This window comes from Gordonia heveisoli (genome assembly GCF_030315745.1).
Classification (GTDB): domain Bacteria; phylum Actinomycetota; class Actinomycetes; order Mycobacteriales; family Mycobacteriaceae; genus Gordonia.
The window spans coordinates 89320-110806 of the sequence record NZ_JASXSH010000007.1 but is presented as its reverse complement, the minus strand read 5'-3'; the positions used below and the strand labels follow the sequence as shown (position 1 = coordinate 110806).

General features: G+C 67.6%; 19 protein-coding genes. 15 read left to right on the top strand and 4 right to left on the bottom strand.

Translation table 11 applies throughout. The annotated features are described in order from the left end of the window. Nucleotides 1–78: 78 nt before the first annotated feature. From QSJ18_RS08380 to QSJ18_RS08340, 9 genes are all read left to right on the top strand, one after another. The gene (locus tag QSJ18_RS08380) at nt 79–1266 is read left to right on the top strand and encodes an aminotransferase class I/II-fold pyridoxal phosphate-dependent enzyme (RefSeq protein WP_286325901.1); all 1188 of its coding nucleotides are present in this window, start codon (nt 79–81) and stop codon (nt 1264–1266) included. 68 nt (nt 1267–1334) lie between these two features. Continuing rightward, nucleotides 1335–2534, top strand: coding sequence for a methyl acetate hydrolase AcmB (gene acmB, locus QSJ18_RS08375; RefSeq protein WP_286325900.1), 1200 nt, complete (start codon nt 1335–1337; stop codon nt 2532–2534). Between the two features lie 30 nt (nt 2535–2564). Further along, on the top strand, nt 2565–3233 hold the full coding sequence (locus tag QSJ18_RS08370; protein WP_286325899.1) for a class II aldolase/adducin family protein: 669 nt from the start codon (nt 2565–2567) through the stop codon (nt 3231–3233). After that, nucleotides 3230–4150: a carbohydrate kinase family protein gene (locus tag QSJ18_RS08365; protein ID WP_286325898.1), complete on the top strand. Its 921-nt coding sequence runs from the start codon at nt 3230–3232 to the stop codon at nt 4148–4150. The genes QSJ18_RS08370 and QSJ18_RS08365 overlap by 4 nt, the downstream gene beginning before the upstream one ends. A 47-nt stretch (nt 4151–4197) precedes the next feature. Further along, the gene (locus QSJ18_RS08360) at nt 4198–5976 is read left to right on the top strand and encodes an acyl-CoA dehydrogenase (protein WP_286325897.1); all 1779 of its coding nucleotides are present in this window, start codon (nt 4198–4200) and stop codon (nt 5974–5976) included. Nucleotides 5977–6001: 25 nt separating this feature from the next. Next, on the top strand, nt 6002–6490 hold the full coding sequence (locus QSJ18_RS08355) for a PH domain-containing protein (protein ID WP_286325896.1): 489 nt from the start codon (nt 6002–6004) through the stop codon (nt 6488–6490). Further along, nucleotides 6480–7994: a PH domain-containing protein gene (locus QSJ18_RS08350; protein ID WP_286325895.1), complete on the top strand. Its 1515-nt coding sequence runs from the start codon at nt 6480–6482 to the stop codon at nt 7992–7994. The genes QSJ18_RS08355 and QSJ18_RS08350 overlap by 11 nt, the downstream gene beginning before the upstream one ends. A 312-nt stretch (nt 7995–8306) precedes the next feature. Beyond that, nucleotides 8307–10094, top strand: a complete 1788-nt coding sequence (locus QSJ18_RS08345; RefSeq protein WP_286325894.1) for a hydroxysqualene dehydroxylase — start codon at nt 8307–8309, stop codon at nt 10092–10094. A 138-nt stretch (nt 10095–10232) separates the two neighbouring features. Continuing rightward, nucleotides 10233–10847: a TetR/AcrR family transcriptional regulator gene (locus QSJ18_RS08340; RefSeq protein WP_462476025.1), complete on the top strand. Its 615-nt coding sequence runs from the start codon at nt 10233–10235 to the stop codon at nt 10845–10847. Here QSJ18_RS08340 and QSJ18_RS08335 read toward each other — a convergent pair. Further along, nucleotides 10832–11347 (bottom strand): NUDIX domain-containing protein, encoded by a 516-nt coding sequence (locus tag QSJ18_RS08335; protein WP_286325892.1) that lies wholly within the window; start codon nt 11345–11347, stop codon nt 10832–10834. The genes QSJ18_RS08340 and QSJ18_RS08335 overlap by 16 nt on opposite strands. Nucleotides 11348–11396: 49 nt before the next feature. Between QSJ18_RS08335 and QSJ18_RS08330 the strand changes: the two genes are divergently transcribed. Genes QSJ18_RS08330 through rsgA form a run of 4 tightly spaced genes read left to right on the top strand, consistent with a single transcriptional unit; the run spans nt 11397 to nt 14423 of the window. Beyond that, entirely contained in the window at nt 11397–11621 is a 225-nt protein-coding gene (locus QSJ18_RS08330; protein ID WP_286325891.1) for a hypothetical protein, read from the top strand. Nucleotides 11622–11627: 6 nt separating this feature from the next. Beyond that, a complete protein-coding gene (locus QSJ18_RS08325; protein WP_286325890.1) occupies nt 11628–12008 on the top strand; it encodes a VOC family protein in 381 nt (126 codons plus the stop codon). Between the two features lie 44 nt (nt 12009–12052). Continuing rightward, nucleotides 12053–13318, top strand: a complete 1266-nt coding sequence (gene aroA, locus QSJ18_RS08320) for a 3-phosphoshikimate 1-carboxyvinyltransferase (protein WP_286325889.1) — start codon at nt 12053–12055, stop codon at nt 13316–13318. Nucleotides 13319–13346: 28 nt separating this feature from the next. Beyond that, complete coding sequence (gene rsgA / locus QSJ18_RS08315) at nt 13347–14423, top strand: ribosome small subunit-dependent GTPase A (RefSeq protein WP_286325888.1); 1077 nt, start codon at nt 13347–13349, stop codon at nt 14421–14423. A 35-nt stretch (nt 14424–14458) separates the two neighbouring features. Here the strand turns inward: rsgA and QSJ18_RS08310 are convergent, their stop codons facing one another. Further along, complete coding sequence (locus QSJ18_RS08310; RefSeq protein WP_286325887.1) at nt 14459–15649, bottom strand: TY-Chap domain-containing protein; 1191 nt, start codon at nt 15647–15649, stop codon at nt 14459–14461. Nucleotides 15650–15872: 223 nt separating this feature from the next. Between QSJ18_RS08310 and QSJ18_RS08305 the strand changes: the two genes are divergently transcribed. Further along, a complete protein-coding gene (locus QSJ18_RS08305) occupies nt 15873–17495 on the top strand; it encodes a long-chain fatty acid--CoA ligase (protein ID WP_286325886.1) in 1623 nt (540 codons plus the stop codon). Nucleotides 17496–17569: 74 nt separating this feature from the next. Then, the gene (locus QSJ18_RS08300) at nt 17570–19123 is read left to right on the top strand and encodes an HNH endonuclease signature motif containing protein (protein WP_286325885.1); all 1554 of its coding nucleotides are present in this window, start codon (nt 17570–17572) and stop codon (nt 19121–19123) included. Between the two features lie 96 nt (nt 19124–19219). Here the strand turns inward: QSJ18_RS08300 and QSJ18_RS08295 are convergent, their stop codons facing one another. Together QSJ18_RS08295 and QSJ18_RS08290 are read right to left on the bottom strand one after the other, a co-directional pair. Further along, nucleotides 19220–20164, bottom strand: a complete 945-nt coding sequence (locus QSJ18_RS08295) for an ankyrin repeat domain-containing protein (protein WP_286325884.1) — start codon at nt 20162–20164, stop codon at nt 19220–19222. Between the two features lie 71 nt (nt 20165–20235). Continuing rightward, on the bottom strand, nt 20236–21432 hold the full coding sequence (locus tag QSJ18_RS08290) for a fatty acid desaturase family protein (protein WP_286325883.1): 1197 nt from the start codon (nt 21430–21432) through the stop codon (nt 20236–20238). Between the last annotated feature and the right edge of the window lie 55 nt (nt 21433–21487).

Below are 21487 nucleotides of genomic sequence, written 5' to 3'. Positions count from 1 at the left end.
TGAACAACCCGTCCCCCACTTTCGGCACGATCCACCCCGCCACCGGCCGCGCAGGACGCAACGGGAGAAGATGGATTCATGAGGATCTCCCGACGGGCCGAACGCGTCGCCCCCTTCTACGCCATGGAGTTCGCGAAGAAGGCTGCCGCGCTGCAGCGGCAGGGGCATCACGTGATCACGCTGAACATCGGCGAACCCGACTTCGGGGCACCACCCGCATTCCTCGACGCCGCGCGCGAACTCACCGACGGACGTCCGCTCGCCTACACCGGTGCGCTGGGTCTACCGGAACTGCGCGCTGCGATCGCCGACTTCTATCAGCATCATTTCCGCGCGCAGGTGACACCGGACCGGATCGCGGTGACCTCAGGCGCGTCGGCCGCCCTGCTGCTGGCCTGTGCGGCGCTCGTCGATCCCGGTGACGGCGTGATCATCGGCGACCCCTCCTATCCGTGCAATCGCCAGTTCGCGGAGAGTTTCGGCGCGCAGGTGACCCTGGTCCCCACAACCGCCGACACCCGGTTCCAGCTGACTCCGCGCGCGGTCGCCGACCACTGGACCGCAACCACCCGCGGCGTCGTCGTGGCCACCCCCTCCAACCCGACCGGCACCTCGATGCCCTACGACGACCTGGTCGCCATGTGTGATCTCGTCGCCGAACGCGACGGCTGGGCGATCGTCGACGAGATCTATCTCGGCCTGTCCGATCCCGGCCCGGACGGGCATCCACCCCGCAGCGTGCTCGCAGATCCCGGTCCAGGAGCATCGAATGCCGTTGTCATCAACAGCTTTTCGAAATACTTCGGACTCACCGGGTGGCGGCTCGGCTGGTGTATCGTGCCACCCGACCTGGTCGACGTCCTCGAACGACTCGCCCAGAACTACTACGTCTGCCCGTCGACACCGGCACAACTGGCCGCATTGAGTTGCTTCACCCCGGAGTCGCTCGCCGTGACCGAACAGCGCCGGATCGAATTCGCCAACCGTCGCGAACTCGTCGTCGAGGGCCTGGCGAGTATCGGACTCGACGTCCCGGTGGTCCCCGACGGCGCCTTCTACGTCTATCTCGACGTGTCCTCGACCGGCCTGACGTCGGCCGAATTCTGCGACCGCGCGCTGCAGGAGGCACATGTCGCGCTGACACCCGGGAAGGATTTCGGCGTCCACGGCGCCGACCGGTATGTGCGACTGTCCTATGCCGCATCGACCGCCGAGCTCACCGAGGCGATCGACCGGCTGGGCACCTTCGTCGCGAGCACCCGCTGACGCCGACCGGATAGACGCCGACCACCCAAACGCCGACACCCAAACGCCGACCGGCGAGAGGAAATCAGATGTCCCCCAAGATCATTCACCCCGACCGAATCGCCGAGGCCGCCCAGTCGGCGTTGGACGCCGCAGTCACCGGCACCGACCGGGTACCGGGCGTCGTCGCCGGCATCACCACCGCCGCCTCGACCATCCATCTCGGCGCGGCGGGCCGCAACGCGATCGGCGCCGATACCCCCATCGGCACCGACGCCGTCTTCGGGATCTTCTCCACGACGAAGGCGCTCACCGCCACCGTCGCACTGCAACTCGCCGAACAGGGACACCTCGACCTCGACGCCCCGGCCCGCGACTACGCCCCCACCCTGGGCGATGTACAGGTCATCACCGGCTTCGACGACGACGGCGCCCCCCGCCTCCGACCGCCGGCGTCCCCGCCGACCACCCGCCAATTGCTCACGCATACCGCAGGTTTCGGCTACGCATTCTTCAACGCCACCTATCGTCGATACGCGAAGGCGGTCGGCGTGCCGCCGGTGGATCGCGCGACGATGGCCGCGCTGCGGACCCCGCTGCTCTTCGATCCCGGCACCCGCTGGGAGTACGGCGCCAACCTGGACTGGGTGGGTCTGGTCATCGAAGGGGTCACCGGACAGTGCCTGTCGGCGACCATGACCGAACGCCTGCTCGCCCCGCTCGGTATGTCCGACACCGGTTTCACCCTCACCGGGGACATGGGTGTGCGCCGCGCGATGATGCACACCCGCCGCGACGGCGAGCTCGTCGAACTGCCCGGCTGGGCGCAACCCGCCGAACCCGAGATCGACATGGGCGGACAGGGTTTGTACTCGACGGTCGGCGACTATCTGAAATTCATCCGGATGTGGCTGCGCGACGGAACTTCGGATTCGGGCATCCAGATCCTGTCGCCGCAGACCGTCGCGAACGCGGCCACCAACCAGATCGGCGATCTGCGCGTCACCAAGCTGCCCGGCGTCATTCCCGCCGTCTCCCATGACATCGAGATGTTTCCCGGCATCCCCAAGTCGTGGGGGTTGTCGTTCATGATCAATGAGGCCGACGCCCCCACCGGACGGCCCGCCGGTTCGCTCGGCTGGGCGGGGCTGGCCAACCTGTACTTCTGGATCGACCGGCGCAACGGGATCGGCGGATTCTGGGCGACGCAGGTATTCCCCTTCGGTGATCCCGGCGCCTTCGCCCATTACACCGACTACGAGTCCGCGGTCTACCGCGCTCTCGCCTGACTCGCGGCTCAACCAGGTAGCGTCGACCAGGTGCGTTTTGCAGAGCAACGGACCGCGCTGGCCAAGGCGGCCGCCCGCCTCGCCGCCGGTGGCCTGACCCACGGCAGCGGCGGCAATCTGTCGGTCCGCGCCGACGATCTGGTGATCCTGACACCGTCGGGCTGCGCACTGGAGACGGTGACCGCCGAACAGATGGTCGTCGTCGATCTCGACGGCCGCGTCGCCGAGCCGACCCCGTATCGTCCGACCTCTGAACTGCGTATCCACCTCGACATCTACCGCACCACCCCCGCCCGGGCAGTCGCTCACGCCCACCCGGTCGCGTCGATCGCGGTGGCCAACACGGCCGACGAACTCCCCGCGGTCCACTACACCGCGGCGATGCTCGGCGGTGCAATCCGGGTCGCCCCGTACGCCGTCTTCGGCAGCGACGAACTGCGTGACGCGGTCCGCGACGCACTCCGCGACCGGACCGCTGCCCTGATGCGCAATCACGGGTCGGTGGCCTACGGCGATACCCTCGACATCGCCTGCGCCCATCTCGAACTCGTCGACTGGCTGGCCCGCATTCACCTGGCCGCACCGGGCGGCGCCACCCTCGACGCCACTGCGCTCACCGAGGTCGTGCAGACTGCGCTCGCCCGCCACTACACCCCGTTCGGCCCCGAATCGACAACCCCAGCCGGGAGCGACCTATGAGACTGGTGACCTTCGGCGCGCATGTCCTCGACGTGCTCGCCCACCCCGTGGACACGATCCCCGACGGCCAGGGCGCGGCCCTCGTCGGGCAGATGCGGATGTCGGCGGCCGGACCGGCCGGTGGCACGGCGATCACGATGGCCAAACTCGGAGCCGAGGTGTTCACCGTCGGCGCGATCGGCGACGATGACGCCGGCACCGTGCTGACCACGGCGCTGAATCGGTTCGGCGTGGTCACCGACCATCTGCGGCGGGTCGAGGCGGCCACCTCGATGAGTGTGCTGCCGATCCGGTCCAACGGCGACCGGCCTGCGCTGCACATGCCCGGAGCGAACCTCGCCTACCCGCTGCCGGACGCCCCACTGGAGTTGTTCACCGGCGCCGACCACGTCCACCTCGGTGCCCCGGAACTGCTGAATCCGCCCGAACTCGCGCCGCTCCTCGACGACATCCGGGCAACGGGGACCACCATCTCCGCCGACCTGCTCGCCGACGGCGATCCCGGCGTCCTCGCCTGGCTGAGCCCGATCCTCGAGCATCTGGACTACCTGCTGCCCAACGCCGCCCAGGTGTACGGGCTGACCGCGCAGCCCGATCTGATCTCCGCGTGCCGCAGCCTCATCGACCTCGGTGTCGGCTGTGTCGCCGTCACCGACGGTGGCGACGGCGCCCACGTCGTCACCGCCGACGACGCCGAACACGCGCAGGCAACCGCGGTAGACGTCGTCGACACCAGCGGCTGCGGGGATGCCTTCTCCGCCGGTTTCCTGGTCGCCCGCGGACATGACCGGTCCCTCCTGGAGTCGGCCCGCATCGGCTGTGCGGTCGCGGGCATCGTCGCCGGTGGACTGGGCAGCGATCACGGCGACTTCACCTGGGGTGACGTCGCACCCGATCATCCGACCGCGGTGGTCTGACCCCGGTCATCCCGAACCCTTACCCAGTCCGACCACCAGGAGGAACCGTGGCCACCCCGATGTCCCGACGCGATCTCGACTTTCTGCTCTACGAGTGGCTGGACGTCGAGGCGTTGACCTCGCGCGAACGTTTCGCCGAACACTCCCGCGAGACCTTCGACGCCGTGCTGTCGCTGAGCGCCGATATCGCCACCAAGGTCTACGCTCCCGGCTACAAGATCGGCGACCAGCAGGAACCGTCGATGAATGCCGACGGCTCGGTGACATTGCCACCCGAAACCGCCGCCGCGGTACACGAATACCGCAAGGCCGGGCTGTTCGCCGCCTCCTTCGACGAGGAACTCGGCGGAATGCAACTGCCGACCACGGTCACCCAGGCGAGCAACGTGTGGTTCCAGGCCGCCAACGCGGGCGCGTCGTCCTACTCCTTCCTCACCATCGGCAACGCGAATCTGCTCGCCGCCTACGGCAGTCCCGAGCAGATCGACACCTGGGTTCGGCCACTCGTGGAAGGCCGCTGCTTCGGCACCATGTGCCTATCGGAACCGCAGGCCGGGTCGTCGCTGGCCGACATCACCACCAAGGCCGTCCCCGCCGGTGACGGCACCTATCGGGTCACCGGCACCAAGATGTGGATCTCGGCGGGCGAACACGATCTCGCGGAGAACATCGTCCATCTGGTGCTGGCCAAGGCCCCCGGCGGTGGACCCGGCGTGCGTGGCATCTCGCTGTTCATCGTGCCGAAGTTCCTGCCCGACGGCACCCGCAACGACGTCGCGCTCGTCGGCCTCAATCACAAGATGGGGCAGCGTGCCACGACCAACACCCTGCTCAACTTCGGCGACGGCACCCATTCCCCGGCAACCGAATCCGGTGCGGTCGGCTACCTCGTCGGCGAGGAGCACCGCGGCCTTTCCTACATGTTCCACATGATGAACGAGGCCCGCATCGGTGTCGGGATGCTGGCCACCGCGCTGGGCTATGCCGGCTATCAGGCGTCGCTGGAATATGCCAGGGTGCGCACTCAGGGACGCCCGGTCACGACCAAAGACCCGTCCGCGAAGCCGATCCCGATCATCGACCACCCGGACGTCCGGCGAATGCTGCTGGCGCAGAAGGCCTATGCCGAAGGCGGGCTGGCCCTCGGGCTGTACTGTTCGCGGCTGGTCGACGAGGCCGACACCACCACCGGACCCGATCACGACCGGGCCGCACTGCTCCTCGATGTGCTGACCCCGATCGCCAAGAGCTGGCCGTCGCAATGGTGTCTGGCCGCCAACGACCTCGCCATTCAGGTGCACGGCGGCTACGGATACACCCGCGAGTTCGACGTCGAGCAGCTCTACCGCGACAACCGGCTCAATCCGATCCACGAGGGCACCCACGGCATCCACGGTCTGGACCTGTTGGGCCGCAAGATGATCATGAACGACGGTGCCGGACTACGACTGCTCGCCGAGACGATCACGGCCACCGTCGTCGCAGGTGGCCAGGCCGGCGGCGCGGCGGCGGACTACGCCGCGAGTCTGCAGGCGATCCTGGACCGGCTCATCGAGACGACCACCGCGGCCTGGTCCGACGGCGATCCCACGACGGCACTGGCCAATGCCACCGCCTACCTGGAGGCCACCGGACATGTGGTGGTGGCCTGGTTGTGGCTGGCCCAGCTGCTGGCGGTCGGGGAGCACACCGGCAACTTCTACGACGGCAAACGTGCTGCGACACAGTATTTCTATCGCTACGAGCTGCCGAAGGTCGGACCGATGCTGGATCTGGTGTCGGCGCGCGACCGCACCACCCTCGACCTGAACCCCGATTGGCTCTGAGAGTCCTGGCAAGGGAGAGGACACCATGGTGATGACGCTGCGCGAACCCGCGCATCTGGTCGACTCGCGCGCGCGGACACTGTGGCGCATCCCTCCCCTGGTGGTCGGGATCCCGATCGTCGTCGCCGCGATCGTGATCGCCGCTGTCCTCGCGGACCTCCGCTGGCCGATGGTCGCCGTCGCGCTGCTCGCCGCGGCGGCCTGCGCCCTCGGCGCGGGTGTGGTCCCGCAGTGGCGCTACCGTTTTCACCGGTGGGAGGTCGGCGAGGAGGCCGTGTACACACAATCGGGATGGTTCACCCGGCACCGGGTGATCATCCCGATCGCGCGTATCCAGATCGTCGACACCGAGGCCGTACCGCTCGATCAGCTACTCGGACTCGCCACGCTGACCGTCACGACCGCATCCTCGGCGGGCACCGTCCGGATCGTCGGACTCGACGCCGAGGTGGCCCGGCGCGCCGCCGCCGACCTCACCGCGCGCACCCAGGCACATACCGGCGATGCGACCTGACGAGTGGCGGCGGCTGTCGCCGTGGATGATGGCGGTAAAACCGGTCGAGCAACTCCCCCAGCTCGTCCCGGTGCTGATCGCGCTGGTCTTCGCCGGTCAGGGTGCACCGTTGTTCAGCCTCGTCGCCACCGTCGTCATCGTGCCGATGGTCACGGTGGTGCCCTGGCTGACCACCCGCTACCAGGTCACCGACGAGCATGTGCGGGTCCGCAGCGGCCTGCTCACCCGGAAGGTCGCGACGGCCCGGCGCGACCGCATTCGCGGCGTCGACCTGACCGCCTCCCCAGTGCACCGGATCCTGCGGCTGCAGAAGGTCACGATCGGCACCGGCGGCGACAAGGGGTCGACGGTCGAACTCGCCGCCGTCCCCACCGCCGAGGCCCGGGTACTGCACGGTGAGCTGATGGCCGCCGGCGCGGCGGCAGGCCCGCGCCCCTCATACCCGGGCACCCCGTCGGAGTATCGGCCCACACCGCCACCGCCGGTACTCATCTCGCGCTTCGACACCTCCTGGTTGCGTTTCGCACCCTTCTCGGCGGCCGGCTTCGCGACCGCCGCCGCCGCGATCGGGCTCGCCACCCAGAGTGCCAACGAGGCAGGAGTGTTCGACCGTGGCGTGGGCGGCGCCGAACAAGTCGCCGACTCGGCGCGCGAGGTTCCCGTCGGACTGGTGGCCGCGATCGCGCTACTCGTCGTCCTGGCCATCGGCACCACCCTGTCGGTGGCCGGATATGTGTTCAGCTATTGGGGTTTCACCCTCAGCCGCCACGGCGACGGCACGCTGCGCACCGAACGCGGATTGCTGACCACCAACGCGGTCAGCTTCGACGAGGCGCGTATTCGCGGCGTGCACCTGCACGAGCCGCTGCTCATGCGGCCGGTGCGCGGCGCCCGGCTGCACGCCATCGCCACCGGATCGCACAAACATCCGATGCTGCTGCCACCCGCGCCGCGCGCCGAGGCGCTGCGGGTGGGCAACACCGTCGCCGGCGAGGGCGCCGAGCTGACCGCGCCGCTGGCCCGTCATCCGCGGGCGGCATTGCGGCGCAGACTGACCAGGGCGGCCTGGCCCGGTATCGCGATCGTCGCGGTGGCGATCGTCGCGGTGATCGCCGGAGCGTCCGCCTGGTTGCTGCCGCCAGCCGCGGTCCTCGCGGTGGCACTCTGCCTCGTCGGCATACCCCGATACCGCAACCTCGGCGGATTGCTCACCGCCCGGTCGGTGGTGATCGCGCCGCCGCGCGTCGCCCGACATCGCCAGGTCGTCGGGCGCGACGGGATCATCGGCTGGACCTCACGCACCTCCTGGTTCCAGCGCCGCGCGGGCGTGACCACCCTGACCGTTGCCACCGCCGCAGGCGCGCAGGGCTACGCCGCCGTGGACATCGACCCCGACGACGCGACCGCCCTCATCCGCTCCGTCAGCCCGACCTGGATCGGCGAGTTCCTCGTCGACCCGGACCACCCCGTCTACCCGAACCACGCTGGGACACCGGCCGACTGACACCTCCCGCCGGGATGTCCGAGTGGGACGGCCATGTGGGACGTTTGGCCGAATTCGTCTACCTGGCCCATTGTGACGTGGTACACATCACAGTCATAAGAGTCAGACCTGACCGGTTTGGGATGAGTCGAGGGGGACACTATGACCGAGCACGGCCGTCACACCACCAGCATTCGCAGCCGGGCAGATCACGACGGGGCAGATCAAGACGGGGCAGATCACGACGGGGCAGATCAAGACGGGGCAGATCAAGACGGGGCAGATCAAGACGGGGCAGGGCGCGAGAGCGGCCGTCCGAGTACCGGCGACGGGGTGGCTCGACGATCGGTGCTGACCGGAGCAGCGGCCGCCGCCGTCCTCGCCGGCTCCGCCGTCGCCCTGCCCGGTGTCGGGGTGCCGAGTGCGCGGGCAGTTCCCCCACCGCCACGCCGCCGACGGGACGTCGCGGTCTTCGGCGGCGGCATGGCCGGCCTGGCGACCGCCCACGAACTGGTCGAACGCGGCTTCGAGGTGACCGTCTACGAACCCGCCTACCTCGGCGGGAAGGCGCGCAGCCACGACGTCCCCGGTACCGCTCGGGGCGGCCGCAAGGCGCTACCCGGCGAACACGGCTTCCGCTTCTTTCCCGGCTGCTACCAGCACGTCACCGAATCGATGCAACGAATTCCGTTGTCCGGCGGGGGAAATGTCAAGGACCGCCACCTCGTCAACGTGGAGACTGCGGTGGTCGCCTTCGACGACGCAGGCTACGCACCTACTGTCGCACCCGCGTCGATCATGGGATTCGTCGAACATGCCGGCGCCATCGTCACCCTGGACAACCTCCGCAACGCATTGATGACCGGGCTGAAGTTCGTCGTCGATGTACCGCCGTGGGAGTTGGCCTACTTCGTCAACCGCGAGCTCATCATCGCGACCAGCTGTACCGAACGAAGGCTGGGCCAATGGGAGAACCAGTCCTGGATGCAGTTCGTGAAGGCGAAGGGCAAATCCCCGGCGTATCAACGCTATCTGGCCGGCGCCCTCACCCGCGCGCTGGTCGCCGCGAAATCCCACACCGCCTCCGCGCGCACCATCGGGCAGATCGGACTCGCGCTGGCGACCTCGGCCACCGGCCTGATCGGACACTACGACGCGGGCCTGGTCACCGGCGGCGTCGATCGGATTCTCAACGCGCCGACCAACCACGCCTGGATCGATCCGTGGGTGGCCTATCTGCGCGCGCGCGGCGTGCGGTTCGTGATGGGCGAAGGAGTGTCCAGCTTCCAGGTGTCCGGCCGTCAGATCACCGGCGCGACACTCGCATCGGGTCAGTCGGTGTCCGCGGACTGGTATGTCGCGGCGATGCCCCTCGACCGGCTGCGCCCGCTCCTCTCCCCGGATCTGTTGCGCGCCGACCCGTCCCTCGGTGGAATCCGCCGCCTGCAGGACGACTGGATGGTCGGAATCCAGTACTTCCTCAACCGCAAAACCGATCTGCCACCGGGCCATATCGCCGCACTCGGTACACCGTGGGCACTGACCGGCCTCTATCAGGCAGGCGCGTGGGGCGGGAATTTCGCCCGCACCTACGGCGACGGGAAGGTGCACGACGTGCTGTCCATCGACATCTCCGACTGGGAGAAGCCGGGCATCCTCTACGGCAAAACTGCCAAGCAGTGTTCGAAACAGGAAGTCGCGCGCGAGGTCTGGGCGCAGATGAGCCGCGCGATGAACTCCGGCGGCCGGCGGTTGCTGCGCCGCGAGGACATCGTCACCTGGTCACTCGATCCCGGCATCACCTGGTCGCCGACGATCGCCAACGCCACCCCGTTGATGGTCAACACCGCGGGCAGTCATCGGCATCGACCGACCGCCGACACCGCGCTAACCAACTTCTTCATCGGCGGTGACCACGTCCGCACCAACATCGACCTGGCAACCATGGAGGGCGCCAACGAATCCGGGCGTCGCGTGGCCAACGCGATCATCGCCGCATCCGGGTCGTCGGCGCAGCCTGCTCCGGTCTATCCATTGTGGGAGTTGCCGATGCTCGAACCCTTCAAGGCCAACGACCGCGACCGCTACCGGGCAGGGCTACCCCACTTCCTCGACTTCTGAGCGCCAGCACGAGTGCCGGACCAATGCGGGACAGTGCTTCTGCGAAAGGAACAGGCTTCTGCGGGAAAGGAACAGGCTTCTGCGAGGACACATGACGCATTCCGGACCGCACCGCTTACCATTCCCCCGGTGAGTACCGTGCCCGCCGGGAACGCCACCATCCGCACTGCTCGCCAGCAGCGCAGCGACGTGACCCGGACCACCGTGCTCGACGCCGCCATCCGTGTCCTCGTGGAACGCGGCTATGCGGGTGCGAGCACCGTGGCCATCCAGACCGAGGCTGGGGTCAGCCGCGGGCGGATGCTGCATCATTTCCCCAATCGCGACGCCCTGCTGATGGCCGCGGTCGGGCACCTCGCCCGCACCCGGATCGAGGAGTTGCCCGCGCAGGTGCGATGGCCCGACGACCCGGTCGAGCGGATCTCGATGGCCACCGACATCGGCTGGTCAACCTTCCACCAACCGTATTTCGTCGCGTCGATGGAACTCTGGATCGCGGCCCGCACCAATCCACGGTTGCAGGCGGCCCTGCTGCCCACCGAACGGGAGATCGGTCAGACCGTACGGCGGGCCGTCGCCGGCTTCCTCGGCCCGGAACTGACCTGGCGACCGCGCTACCCCGAGCTGTACCCGATTCTGCTGACCAGCATGCGCGGGACGGCGTCGACCTATCTCATCGACCGACGCGATCCCACCACGGACCCGATGCTCGACCTGTGGAAGTCGATGATCGCGACTTACCTGCTCGACTGACCGGCCAGCGCGTCGAGCAGGCGGTCCACAAAGGGGGTCTGTGCCGGGTTGAGTTTGCGGCGGGCCGTGTCCGGATCGCACCACTGCACGCGGTCGATCTCCGGAAAGGACTGCATCCGACCCGAGCGCGGCGGCCACATCATCTCGAAGGTGTTGGAGTGGACAGCCTCGGCGTCGAGGTCACCTTCCACACCGAAACCGTGCACCCGCTTGCCGCTCTTGAGCCGCACCTCACCGAGATCGAGATGGACGAGATCGAGATGGAGGGGGTCGAGACCGGGGTCGGCGATGTGCGTGCCGGTCTCCTCGGCGAACTCGCGGAGCGCGGTCGTCCACTCCGATTCCCCGGCCTCCACGAGTCCCTTCGGAACGGACCAGACCCCGTCATCCTTGGCCGCCCACAGCGGGCCACCGGGATGAGCGACGAGCACTTCGACGGTATCCGGTGCGCGCCGACGGTAGAGCAAGATGCCCGCACTCCTCCGACCGGTCGGCGCCATGGCTCCATCATCACCCGAAATCTGGCGTCGATCGGCTTATCGTGGAGGTATGTCGCCCAGCCCGGAGTACATCCCCGCCGAATCCACCGACGATCCCGACGTCCCGCACGACGAGCCGCATACGCCAGCCTTCGCCTTCGAGGACAGCCAGCCCATCGGCGAGACCGACCGGATCATCCGGGAGAAGGCCGTCTACGAGGCGGCCGGACACGGCAACGATCTCAACCGGGGACATGCCCTCGGCGGCAGCAGCGGGACGACCGAGGGCCAGTAGATCATCGTGGAGGTCCTCACCAGTCGGGTCCTGTTGCGCTCCGCCGACCCCGAACGCCTTCAGAACTTCTATCGCCATCAGCTGCGACTCGCGGTGGCCCGCGAATATCCGGGTGGCATCGTCTTTCACGCGGGCAACGGGCTGATCGAAGTCCCGGGCCATATGGATGCCGAGGTCGACGGCGCACCGTCGGCGGTCATCTGGCTGCAGGTCCGCGACGCCCACGCCACCGAGCGGGAGCTGCGCTCGGCCGGGGTGCGGATCGCCCGCGAGCCGATGACCGAGCCGTGGGGCCTGATCGAGATGCATGTGACGGACCCGGACGGGCGGCTGCTCATCGTCGTCGAGGTCCCCGGCGACCATCCGCTGCGTCTCGACAATCGGTGAGCGCCTCGTCGGCGCTCCCCACCGGCCATGAAAGACTGGTGCCCATGAGCACCTGGAGTGCCCCGGTCGCCGAGGGCCCCGTCGACGCGACGGTGGAATTGCCCGGTTCCAAGTCGATCACCAACCGCGCCCTGGTCCTGGCCGCGCTGGCGGACGGTCCGTCGACCGTGCGCGGCACGCTGCGCAGTCGCGACACCAACCTGATGCTGGACGCACTCGGCGCACTCGGCGTGGGGGTCCGCGTGGATCCGGCGCAGGACACCACCGTCTCGATCGAACCGGCTCCCCTGCACGGCACGGCCATCGACTGTGGACTGGCCGGCACGGTGATGCGCTTCCTGCCGCCGCTGGCCGCACTGGCGAACGGTCCGGTCACCTTCGACGGCGACGCGCAAGCTCGCCTCCGGCCGCAGACCACGATCCTCGATGCACTGCGCGAACTCGGTGTCGGCGTCAGTGGTGACGCATTGCCGTTCACCGTGGACGCCGTCGGCTCGGTCCGAGGCGGCGAGGTCACGATCGACGCATCCGGATCGTCGCAATTCGTGTCCGGACTACTACTCTCGGGCGCACGTTTCGACGACGGCCTGACGATCCGCCACGTCGGCCCGCCGGTGCCGAGCACCCCGCACGTCGACATGACCGTGGAGATGCTGGCGACGGCCGGCGTCACCGTGGACACGTCCGAACCGAATACCTGGCGCGTCGGTCCCGGCCCGATCCGGGCGGTGGACTGGACCGTCGAACCCGACCTGTCCAATGCGGCTGCTTTCCTGGCCGCGGCCGCCGTCACCGGCGGTGAGATCCGGGTCCCCTACTGGCCTGCCGTCACCACTCAACCCGGTGTGCAGATCGCCGATGTCCTGGCTGCGATGGGCGCAACGGTCGAACTGCTCGACGGCACGCTGTCGGTGCGCGGGCCGCGCACCTTGTCGGCGGTGTCGCTGGACCTGCGTGACATCGGCGAACTGACCCCGACCATCGCCGCGTTGTGCGCGCTGGCCGAGGGCACCTCCGAACTCAGCGGGATCGCGCACCTGCGGGGACACGAGACCGATCGGCTGGCCGCGCTGACCACCGAGATCACCCGGCTGGGCGGTGACTGCACCGAAACCGAGGACGGCCTGCGCATCACCGGCGGCGCGCTGCACGGCGGTCACTGGGAGTCCTACGCCGACCACCGGATGGCGACCGCAGGCGCGATCATCGGACTGGTCGTCGGCGATGTCACCGTCGACGACATCGAGACGACCGCCAAGACCCTGCCCGATTTCCCCGGGATGTGGGCCAGGATGCTGGGCCGTTCGTGAGCGGCACCCGACACCCGCGACGGCGCCGTTGAGCCGGCGGCCCCAGAGCTATGACGAATCCGATGTGCGGGTTCGTCCGGGTAAGGGCAGCCGTCCACGGACCAAGCAGCGGCCGACCCATGACGACGCTGCCGACGCCATGGTCGTGTCGGTGGACCGCGGCCGATGGGGCTGCGTGCTCGACGGCGACCCCGAACGCCGGGTGGTCGCGATGCGTGCCCGCGAACTGGGCCGCACGCCGATCGTGGTGGGGGACAAGGTCTCCGTCGTCGGCGATCTGTCCGGGCGGCCGGACACCCTCGCCCGTATCGTCCGGGTCGCCGAGCGGACCACCGTGCTGCGGCGCACCGCCGATGACACCGACCCGTATGAGCGGATCGTCGTCGCCAACGCCGACCAATTGCTGATCGTGACCGCGATGGCCGATCCGCCCCCACGCACCGGCTTCGTCGAGCGAGCCCTCGCGGCTGCTTATGTCGGCGGATTGTCGCCGATTTTGTGCCTGACGAAGTCCGATCTCGCCGACGCCACCGAGTTCGCCGCCGCTTTCGCCGATCTCGATCTGCCGATCGTCGCCGCCGGGCGCGACGATCCCCTCGACGCGGTATTGAGAATCCTGGACGGGCACCTCACCGCATTGATCGGCCACTCCGGGGTCGGGAAGTCGACGCTGGTCAATCGCCTTGTGCCCGAAGCGGATCGGGCGACCGGTGTGGTATCGGGTGTCGGCAAGGGACGTCACACCTCCACCCAGTCGGTCGCGCTGCCGCTGCCGGGCGATTCCCGGCCGCGCACCTGGGTGGTGGACACCCCGGGCATCCGCTCCTTCGGCCTCGCCCATGTCAGTGCCGACGACATCGTCCACGCCTTCGGCGATCTACGCGACGCGATCGAGAACTGCCCGCGCGGTTGCACTCATCTCGGCCCGCCCGCCGATCCCGAATGTGCCCTCGACGGACTCGACGGCCACTCGCACCGGCGGGCGATGGCTGTCCGCGGACTGCTCGCCGCGGTGAGCTCAGGGGCCGCGCCCACCGACGCCCCAGTTGCCGACACCCCAGCCCCCGACACCCCAGCCGACCCGGAAACCGACCCCGCCGGCTGAGCGGGGCGTGGTGGCACCCGCCATCGGCCACTGCCTCATGCTCCCCTCCGCATCTCCCAGGACATGTTGTACTCGGCGGCCAGGTTCATCGCCGCCAGCAGCACCGGAATGAGCCGTTCCAGCACACCAGTCCGGTGCGGGTCGGCAACCGTTGTGCCCAGCGCGATCTGGTGATGACAGATCCGTGCGTAGCGACGCAGCAACGGAGCGTTGGCGTGGGTACGGCGCATGAGTTCCTCCGGGGTCAACACACCCGGGCGGGCGGCGAACTCATCGGCCAGAACGGCGAGTCCGTCGGGTATCGCACCGTCGGGTGAGTCGTACTGTCCTTCGAGATCGGGATGCAATTGTTCGACGATGTCGACAGCACCCGCGCCGCAGAACAGGTTCCACGCGCGGATCGCAGCCATCAGGTTCGCCGGATGGTACGTGGAACATTCCAGTGCACGCACCGCGAAGACATGGTTCTTGGTGACGACGATCGACACATCCGGCCAACGCGACGAATGCTCGGCGACCACCGCACCGAGTAGGTCCATGTCGGGAATACCGTGCCCGACAACGGTGCAGAACTCCAGCCGCATCGCATCCGGCGACACCAGACACTTGGTGTACAAACCGTCCGCCGTCCAGAAGGAGATCACCCCGTTCTCGATCTCGACCTTCTCGGCGGTGACGGCCGCAAACGTCTGGCGCACCAACTCCAGGAGATGCCCGGCGTCATCGGGAACGATACCGGGAGAGGCGATTCCGCCGAGCGCGACAACTCCCTCCAGCTGATCGCCGGGGCGGGAGTGGTCGGTGTCCAGGACCGCGGGATGGCCGATCCCCCATACCTCGCGCAGGGCCCGCGTCGCGGCGGCGGCGAGTTCGTGAACGCCGCGCTTACCCGATTCCCGGATGTAGACGCCGGAGCGCAGGCGCCGCCAGCCGAGGCGCCCGAGTGCGGCCCGCTCGGCCCGGGCGACCGGCCCCTGCTCGGGCGGCCAGTACGCGGTGAGCGCGGCGCTCTCGACGGTTGCCCGCACCCGGCCCGAGCCGGTCACCGTGATGGTCAGTGCCGGGAAACCGACGCCGCCGGGCCGGGCGATCTCCACCGCCTCGCCACGGTGAAGCGCCGCGATGCGGATCGTCAGGGCGTCGGTGAAACTCGTCCAGGCCTCCGAACTGCTCTGTGCACCACCGCCGTCGCCCGTCGCACCACGTGCTGGATCGTCTGCTGCCATCTCGTCTCCCCGTGCCGTCGGCCATCGTCGATGACCTTGTGCCGCCCACCATAGGAAGGTGCCCTGACAGTCCGCGGGTGCCCGTCCCGGGTTGTCCACAGGCTCCCGGCCCCTGCGCCATGTCCGATTCGCAAACCCGCCCCGCGGCGCGGCCATGGATGCAACGATCGGTCTGAGCGACGGCCGTCCAGAGGCTGGGCGGACATGACTGAGGAGTTTCTCGATGCTGAGCACCATGCAGGACGCACCATTGTCCATCGCCCAGTTGCTGCGCCACGGCAGCACGGTCCATGCCGACGCCGAGGTCGTCACCTGGACTGGTACCGCGTCCCGCCGCCGCACGTTTGCCGAAGTCGGGCAGCGCTGCGCGGCACTCGCTCATGCACTCCGCGGCCTCGGTATCACCGGTGACGAACGGGTCGCGACCTTCATGTGGAACAACGCCGAACACCTCGAGGCGTACCTGGCGGTGCCGTCGATGGGTGCGGTGCTGCACACCCTCAACATCCGACTGTTCCCCGAACAGCTGATCCACGTCGCCAATCACGCCGAGGACCGGATCATCATCGTGGACCCGACCCTGCTCCCCCTGCTCAATCCGCAATTGGGAGCACTGACCACCGTCGAGCACATCATCGTCACCGGAGACTCGACAGACGGGGTGCAGGCCCCCGACGGAGTTCAGGTGCACGCGTACGAGACGCTGATCGCCGGGCAATCCACCGAATTCGACTGGCCGGCGACCGACGAACGGTCGGCAGCCGCGATGTGTTACACCTCCGGCACCACCGGTGACCCGAAAGGCGTTGCCTACTCCCATCGTTCGATCTACCTGCACTCGATGCAGGTGTGCATGACCGAGGGGCCCGCACTCAAACAGGGTGACCGCGCATTGGCGATCGTGCCCCAGTTCCACGCCATGTCGTGGGGGCTGCCGTATGCGGCGTTCATGATCGGCGCTTCCCTGATCATGCCCGATCGCTTCCTCCAACCCGAGCCGCTGGCCGCGCTCATCGCCGCCGAACGCCCGACCTTCTCCGCCGCGGTACCGACCATCTGGCAAGGGCTGCATCAGTATCTGGAACAGCATCCCCAGGACATCTCATCGATGAAGGAGGTGCTGATCGGCGGATCCGCGGTGCCGCCGTCACTCATGCACACCTTCGCCGACGATCACGGCATCCAGATCCTGCAGGGCTGGGGCATGACCGAGACGTCCCCACTGGGCGCGGTGGCGCGCCCGCCGGCGGGCACCGAGGGCGAGGAACGCTGGCGCTACCACTACACGCAGGGACGGTTCCCGGCATCGGTGCAGACACGGCTGGTCGACGACCTCGGCGACGAGGTGCCCAAGGACGGCAAGAGTATCGGCGAGTTGGAGATCCGTGGCCCGTGGATCACCGGCGCGTACTACGGCATCGACGCCGCCGACAAGTTCCACGACGGCTGGTTGCGCACCGGCGACGTCGGATCCATCACGCCCAACGGCTATCTCACACTCACCGACCGCACCAAGGACATCATCAAGTCGGGCGGCGAATGGATTTCGTCGGTCGACCTGGAGAACGCCGTCATGGCGCACCCCGACGTACTCGAGGCGGCGGTCATCGGCGTGCCCGACGCCAAGTGGGATGAGCGCCCCCTGGTTGCGGTCGTCCTTCGCGAAGGGTCCACCGCAGGCGTCGAAGATCTCCGGGAGTTCCTGTCCGACAAGGTCGCCAAGTGGCAGCTGCCGGAGAATTGGACGATGGTCAACGAGGTCCCGAAGACCAGCGTCGGCAAGTTCGACAAGAAGCGCCTGCGTTCCCAGTACCACGACGGCGATCTGTCGGTCACCCGGATCTGAGAGATCCAGTACTCGCCTTGCAATTCCCTCCGGCCCGACCTAGTATCGAACATACGTTCGATACTAGGTCGGGGGTGAGTTCATTGACAGGCGTCTCGTTCGACCCAGACCATGCCGGTGAGCTGTATGCGCAGTTGCACGTGCTCCTCGACCAGATCGACGCACTCGACACGACGCCGACCTCCGATGTCGGCGTGGCCCGGATCGCCACCGAACACGAGCGGGCCGCCCGGCGTATGGCGTCGATCGGGCACCGGCGGGTGATGGACGTATCCGACCGTGCCGCATACCGATCGGTCGGTGCCGCGTCGTTACGGCAGTTCATGGACGACCAGTTACGCATCACCGATATACGACGGCGCATGGAGCAGATGTCGGCCGTGTCGACGATGACGTCATTGCAGGGCGAGACACTGCCGCCACCGCGACCACATCTCGCGGAGGCGATGGCCCAGGGCGCCATCGGCCCCGGACACGTACAGGCGGTCCTGGACGTACTGAAGAAGATCCCGGCAGCCGTTCCCGCGGATATCCGGGACGCCGCCGAAGCCGAGATCGTCGGGCACGCACGGGACTACAACCCGAAGATCATCACCCAGCTGGGTGTTCGCCTCCTCGCCCACCTCGACCCGGACGGCTCGCTGACCGACGATCGCGACCGCGCACGCCGACGTGGAGTGTCACTCAACGATCAAGACCCGCAACTGATGTCAAAGATCAGCGGCCAGCTCAATCCACTCACCCGAGCCATGCTCGACACGGTGCTCGCCGCCTGGGCCGCGAAGGGTATGAACAATCCCGACGACGAAGCACCCCTACACGGATCCGCCGACGACATCTCCTCCGAAGAGCTGACCGAAGCCGCCGAACGCGATCAGCGCAGCACCGCGCAGCGCAATCACGACGCGCTCGCCGCACTGTTGCGTGCCGCTCTCGACGGTGGGCTGCTCGGCGCCTCCAACCACGGACTGCCACCGCACGTCATCGTGAAGATCACCGAGCACGAGTTGCACGAACGAGCCGGCATCGGTCGCACCGCAACCGGAACCGACCTGCCCATCAAGGATGTGATCGAACTGGCCGCGCGGGCACAGATGCACCTGGCCGTCTTCGCCGGTCACACCAACCAGCCTCTGTATCTCGGGACCGCCCGGCGATTGGCTTCGCGCGCACAACGATTCATGTTGTTCGCCCACCACGACGGCTGCACCTGCCCAGGCTGCACCGTGCCCGCCGTATTCGTGCAGATTCACCATGCCCTCGCCGACTGGGCCGACGGAGGCACCACCGACATCGACACACTGACCCCGGCGTGCGGACGCCACAACCGGATGGTCGGGCCAGAGCCGGGGCAGTACACCACCACGGTGATCACCGACGGCCCCGATGCCGGACGGACCGCCTGGACACTCAACAATCAAACCGGCGCGCCGGCAAATCCGGCTCGCATCAATAGGGCCCACGATCCCGGTGAACGGCTGAAACGTGCCCGCCGAAAACTCGATTCGCCAGGACCGGCCGAGAAGACCGAACCACCCCCACCCGACGATCTGCACGATCTGCACGATCGGCGGCTGATCGCGGCGGGCTGGCGCGTGAACCGCCTCCACCTACCCCAGAGCGCCTGAGGCGCAACTGCGGACACACCGGAGGACTACCAGTCGTAGGCGATGTCCCCCAACGGAATAGGCTGCGGATTGTCGTCCACCCAGGCGACGACCAACTCACTCAGTCGATACATCTGCGGTTTCGACGCCCGCCCGGCGCGCAGAGCTGACCAGACGACGTACCTCGGCACTGGTTGCGTCCGTTATCCGCCCTGTCGCGAGATGGCCCGGGACGGCATCGGCCATGTCACGAAAGTGGCTGTCCCAGTTCATCGCAGACAAGTCCAGGATCTCGTGCGACAGCTTGCCGCAGATCCGGATCACCTCACCCTGCACGGTGGCCGCAGGACCGTCGATCGGCACCAGTAGATGCCACAGCGCATCGAACTGCTGTCGCCAGCCGCCGGCCGGAACCTCGATCGGCGACTGCCCATCATGGATGCGCCGAGGCTCGACCGGAGTCACATCGAACAGCCGGTACAACGTGGCGAGTCCGGCCTCACAGTCGGACAAACGATCCGGCGCGATCGCCGCCCGGCCGAATTCGAAGCGTGCCCCGACCCTGGTCACCACCTCGGCCATCTCCGGAAATATGCTCGCGCCCGCGCCGATCAGCATGGTGGAAATCTGCGCTGCCCGTGTGATCGTCAGGTTTTCGGCACTGTTGATCGCGCACCTCAAGGGCGTCGTATCGAAACGGTCGAGCACATCGACGTCGGCGCCCGCGTCGATGAGGAGCCGAACCCCCGCCACATTGAGTGTCCGAGCCGCCTCGTGCAACGGCGTCCGCCCCCAGCCGTCGCGGAGATCCAGATCAACCCCCAGCGCGACGAAGGTCGCGAGTTGGCCCTGCCCGTTCGCTTTCGCATGCCGGTGGATCGGCGGGGCGCCCCACCGATCGGGTGCCGCCACGTCTGCACCCGCCTGCACAAGCCAGCGGACCAGGTCTTCCGGACATTCGACGAACCCTAACGCCGTCCGCCCGGTAGACGGGTCGACCGCGTCGAGACCTACACGATCGACGACCTCAGTCAGCGTTGCCAGGTCGCCGTCGACCAGCATCTCCGCAAAGTCCGCAGGCAACGTCCGGCGCCTACGCCGCCACATAATCCCCACCCCCAGCCGCGGCCGAGTCAGCGCCGGCGGCGACGTGCGCGCAGTTCGGCGATCGCCGTCTTGAGTCCGCGGGTGCGCGGCATCCCCGCGAAGCGTCGTTCCGAGGCGGTTTCCGGTGCGTCATCGGCGGTATCCCACAGAAGCTGATCGGGCAGCGCGAGCTTGTTGATGGTCCGCAGCGTCTGCAGATACTGCACCACGATCGACCCCGTCGTATACGGCAGGTCGTACTTCTCGCACAGCTCACGCACGCGAACGGAGATGTCGGCGTAGCGGTTGCTGGGCAGATCCGGGAACAGATGATGCTCGATCTGGTAGCAGAGGTTGCCCGACATCAGCGCCATCGCGGGACCGGCGTTGAAGTTCGCGGTACCCAACATCTGACGCAGATACCACTGTCCCTGAGTCTCGTTCTCCAACGATTCGACGGTGAACTTCTCCGCACCGTCGGGAAAATGCCCGCAGAAGATGACGACATACGCCCACAGATTGCGGACCAGATTGGCGGTCAGGTTCGCGGTCAAGGTGTGTGTGAAGTTCGGTCCGGTGAACGCCGGGAACAGGACATAGTCCTTGGCGACCTGCTTGCCGATCTTGCGCAGGAACTCCTTGACCTTGGGGACCGCCTCCTCCTTCGGGATCTCGCCTTTGATGACCTCTTTCAGATTGAGGTCATGCAGGCCGATACCCCATTCGAAGGTGGCCGCGAGCATCACGTTGAAGAACGGCTGCAAGATGCGCCGCGGCTCCCACGGTTCGTCTCGCGTCACGCGCAGGATCTTGTAGCCCACGTCGTGATCCATGCCGACGACGTTGGTGTACTTGTGATGGATGTAGTTGTGCGAGTGCTTCCAATGCGGCGACGCGCACACCATGTCCCACTCGTAGGTGGTCGAATGCACCTCGGGATCGTTCATCCAATCCCACTGGCCGTGCATCACATTGTGGCCGAGCTCCATGTTCTCGATGATCTTCGAGAGCGAGAGCGCCCCGGTGCCGAGTAGCCACAGCGACCGCTTGTTGCTGCCGAAGAGCGCCGCCCGACCGATCACCTCAAGGGTGCGGTGGGCGATGAGCGTACGACGCAGGTAGCGCACATCCCGAGGGCCGCGATCGGCTTCGATCTCGCGACGCAGCGCATCCAGCTCAGCGCCGAGCGCCTCGACGTCCGCCTCGGTGAGATGTGCGTACTCATTGATGTCAGTGATGGCCATTGCTACCCATTATGCCCGTCACCCGATAACACATACCGGCGAGGACCGACGACAC

What these genes read in the sequence shown, in the direction of transcription:
- acmB (WP_286325900.1), top strand. Translation starts at nt 1,335, where the DNA reads ATGTCCCCCAAGATCATTCACCCCGACCGAATCGCCGAGGCCGCCCAG.
- QSJ18_RS08335 (WP_286325892.1), bottom strand. Translation starts at nt 11,347, where the DNA reads ATGGCGCCGACCGGTCGGAGGAGTGCGGGCATCTTGCTCTACCGTCGG.
- QSJ18_RS08305 (WP_286325886.1), top strand. Translation starts at nt 15,873, where the DNA reads ATGCTGAGCACCATGCAGGACGCACCATTGTCCATCGCCCAGTTGCTG.
- aroA (WP_286325889.1), top strand. Translation starts at nt 12,053, where the DNA reads ATGAGCACCTGGAGTGCCCCGGTCGCCGAGGGCCCCGTCGACGCGACG.
- QSJ18_RS08310 (WP_286325887.1), bottom strand. Translation starts at nt 15,649, where the DNA reads ATGGCAGCAGACGATCCAGCACGTGGTGCGACGGGCGACGGCGGTGGT.
- QSJ18_RS08365 (WP_286325898.1), top strand. Translation starts at nt 3,230, where the DNA reads ATGAGACTGGTGACCTTCGGCGCGCATGTCCTCGACGTGCTCGCCCAC.
- QSJ18_RS08295 (WP_286325884.1), bottom strand. Translation starts at nt 20,164, where the DNA reads ATGCTGGTCGACGGCGACCTGGCAACGCTGACTGAGGTCGTCGATCGT.
- QSJ18_RS08290 (WP_286325883.1), bottom strand. Translation starts at nt 21,432, where the DNA reads ATGGCCATCACTGACATCAATGAGTACGCACATCTCACCGAGGCGGAC.
- QSJ18_RS08355 (WP_286325896.1), top strand. Translation starts at nt 6,002, where the DNA reads ATGGTGATGACGCTGCGCGAACCCGCGCATCTGGTCGACTCGCGCGCG.
- QSJ18_RS08350 (WP_286325895.1), top strand. Translation starts at nt 6,480, where the DNA reads ATGCGACCTGACGAGTGGCGGCGGCTGTCGCCGTGGATGATGGCGGTA.
- QSJ18_RS08330 (WP_286325891.1), top strand. Translation starts at nt 11,397, where the DNA reads ATGTCGCCCAGCCCGGAGTACATCCCCGCCGAATCCACCGACGATCCC.
- QSJ18_RS08380 (WP_286325901.1), top strand. Translation starts at nt 79, where the DNA reads ATGAGGATCTCCCGACGGGCCGAACGCGTCGCCCCCTTCTACGCCATG.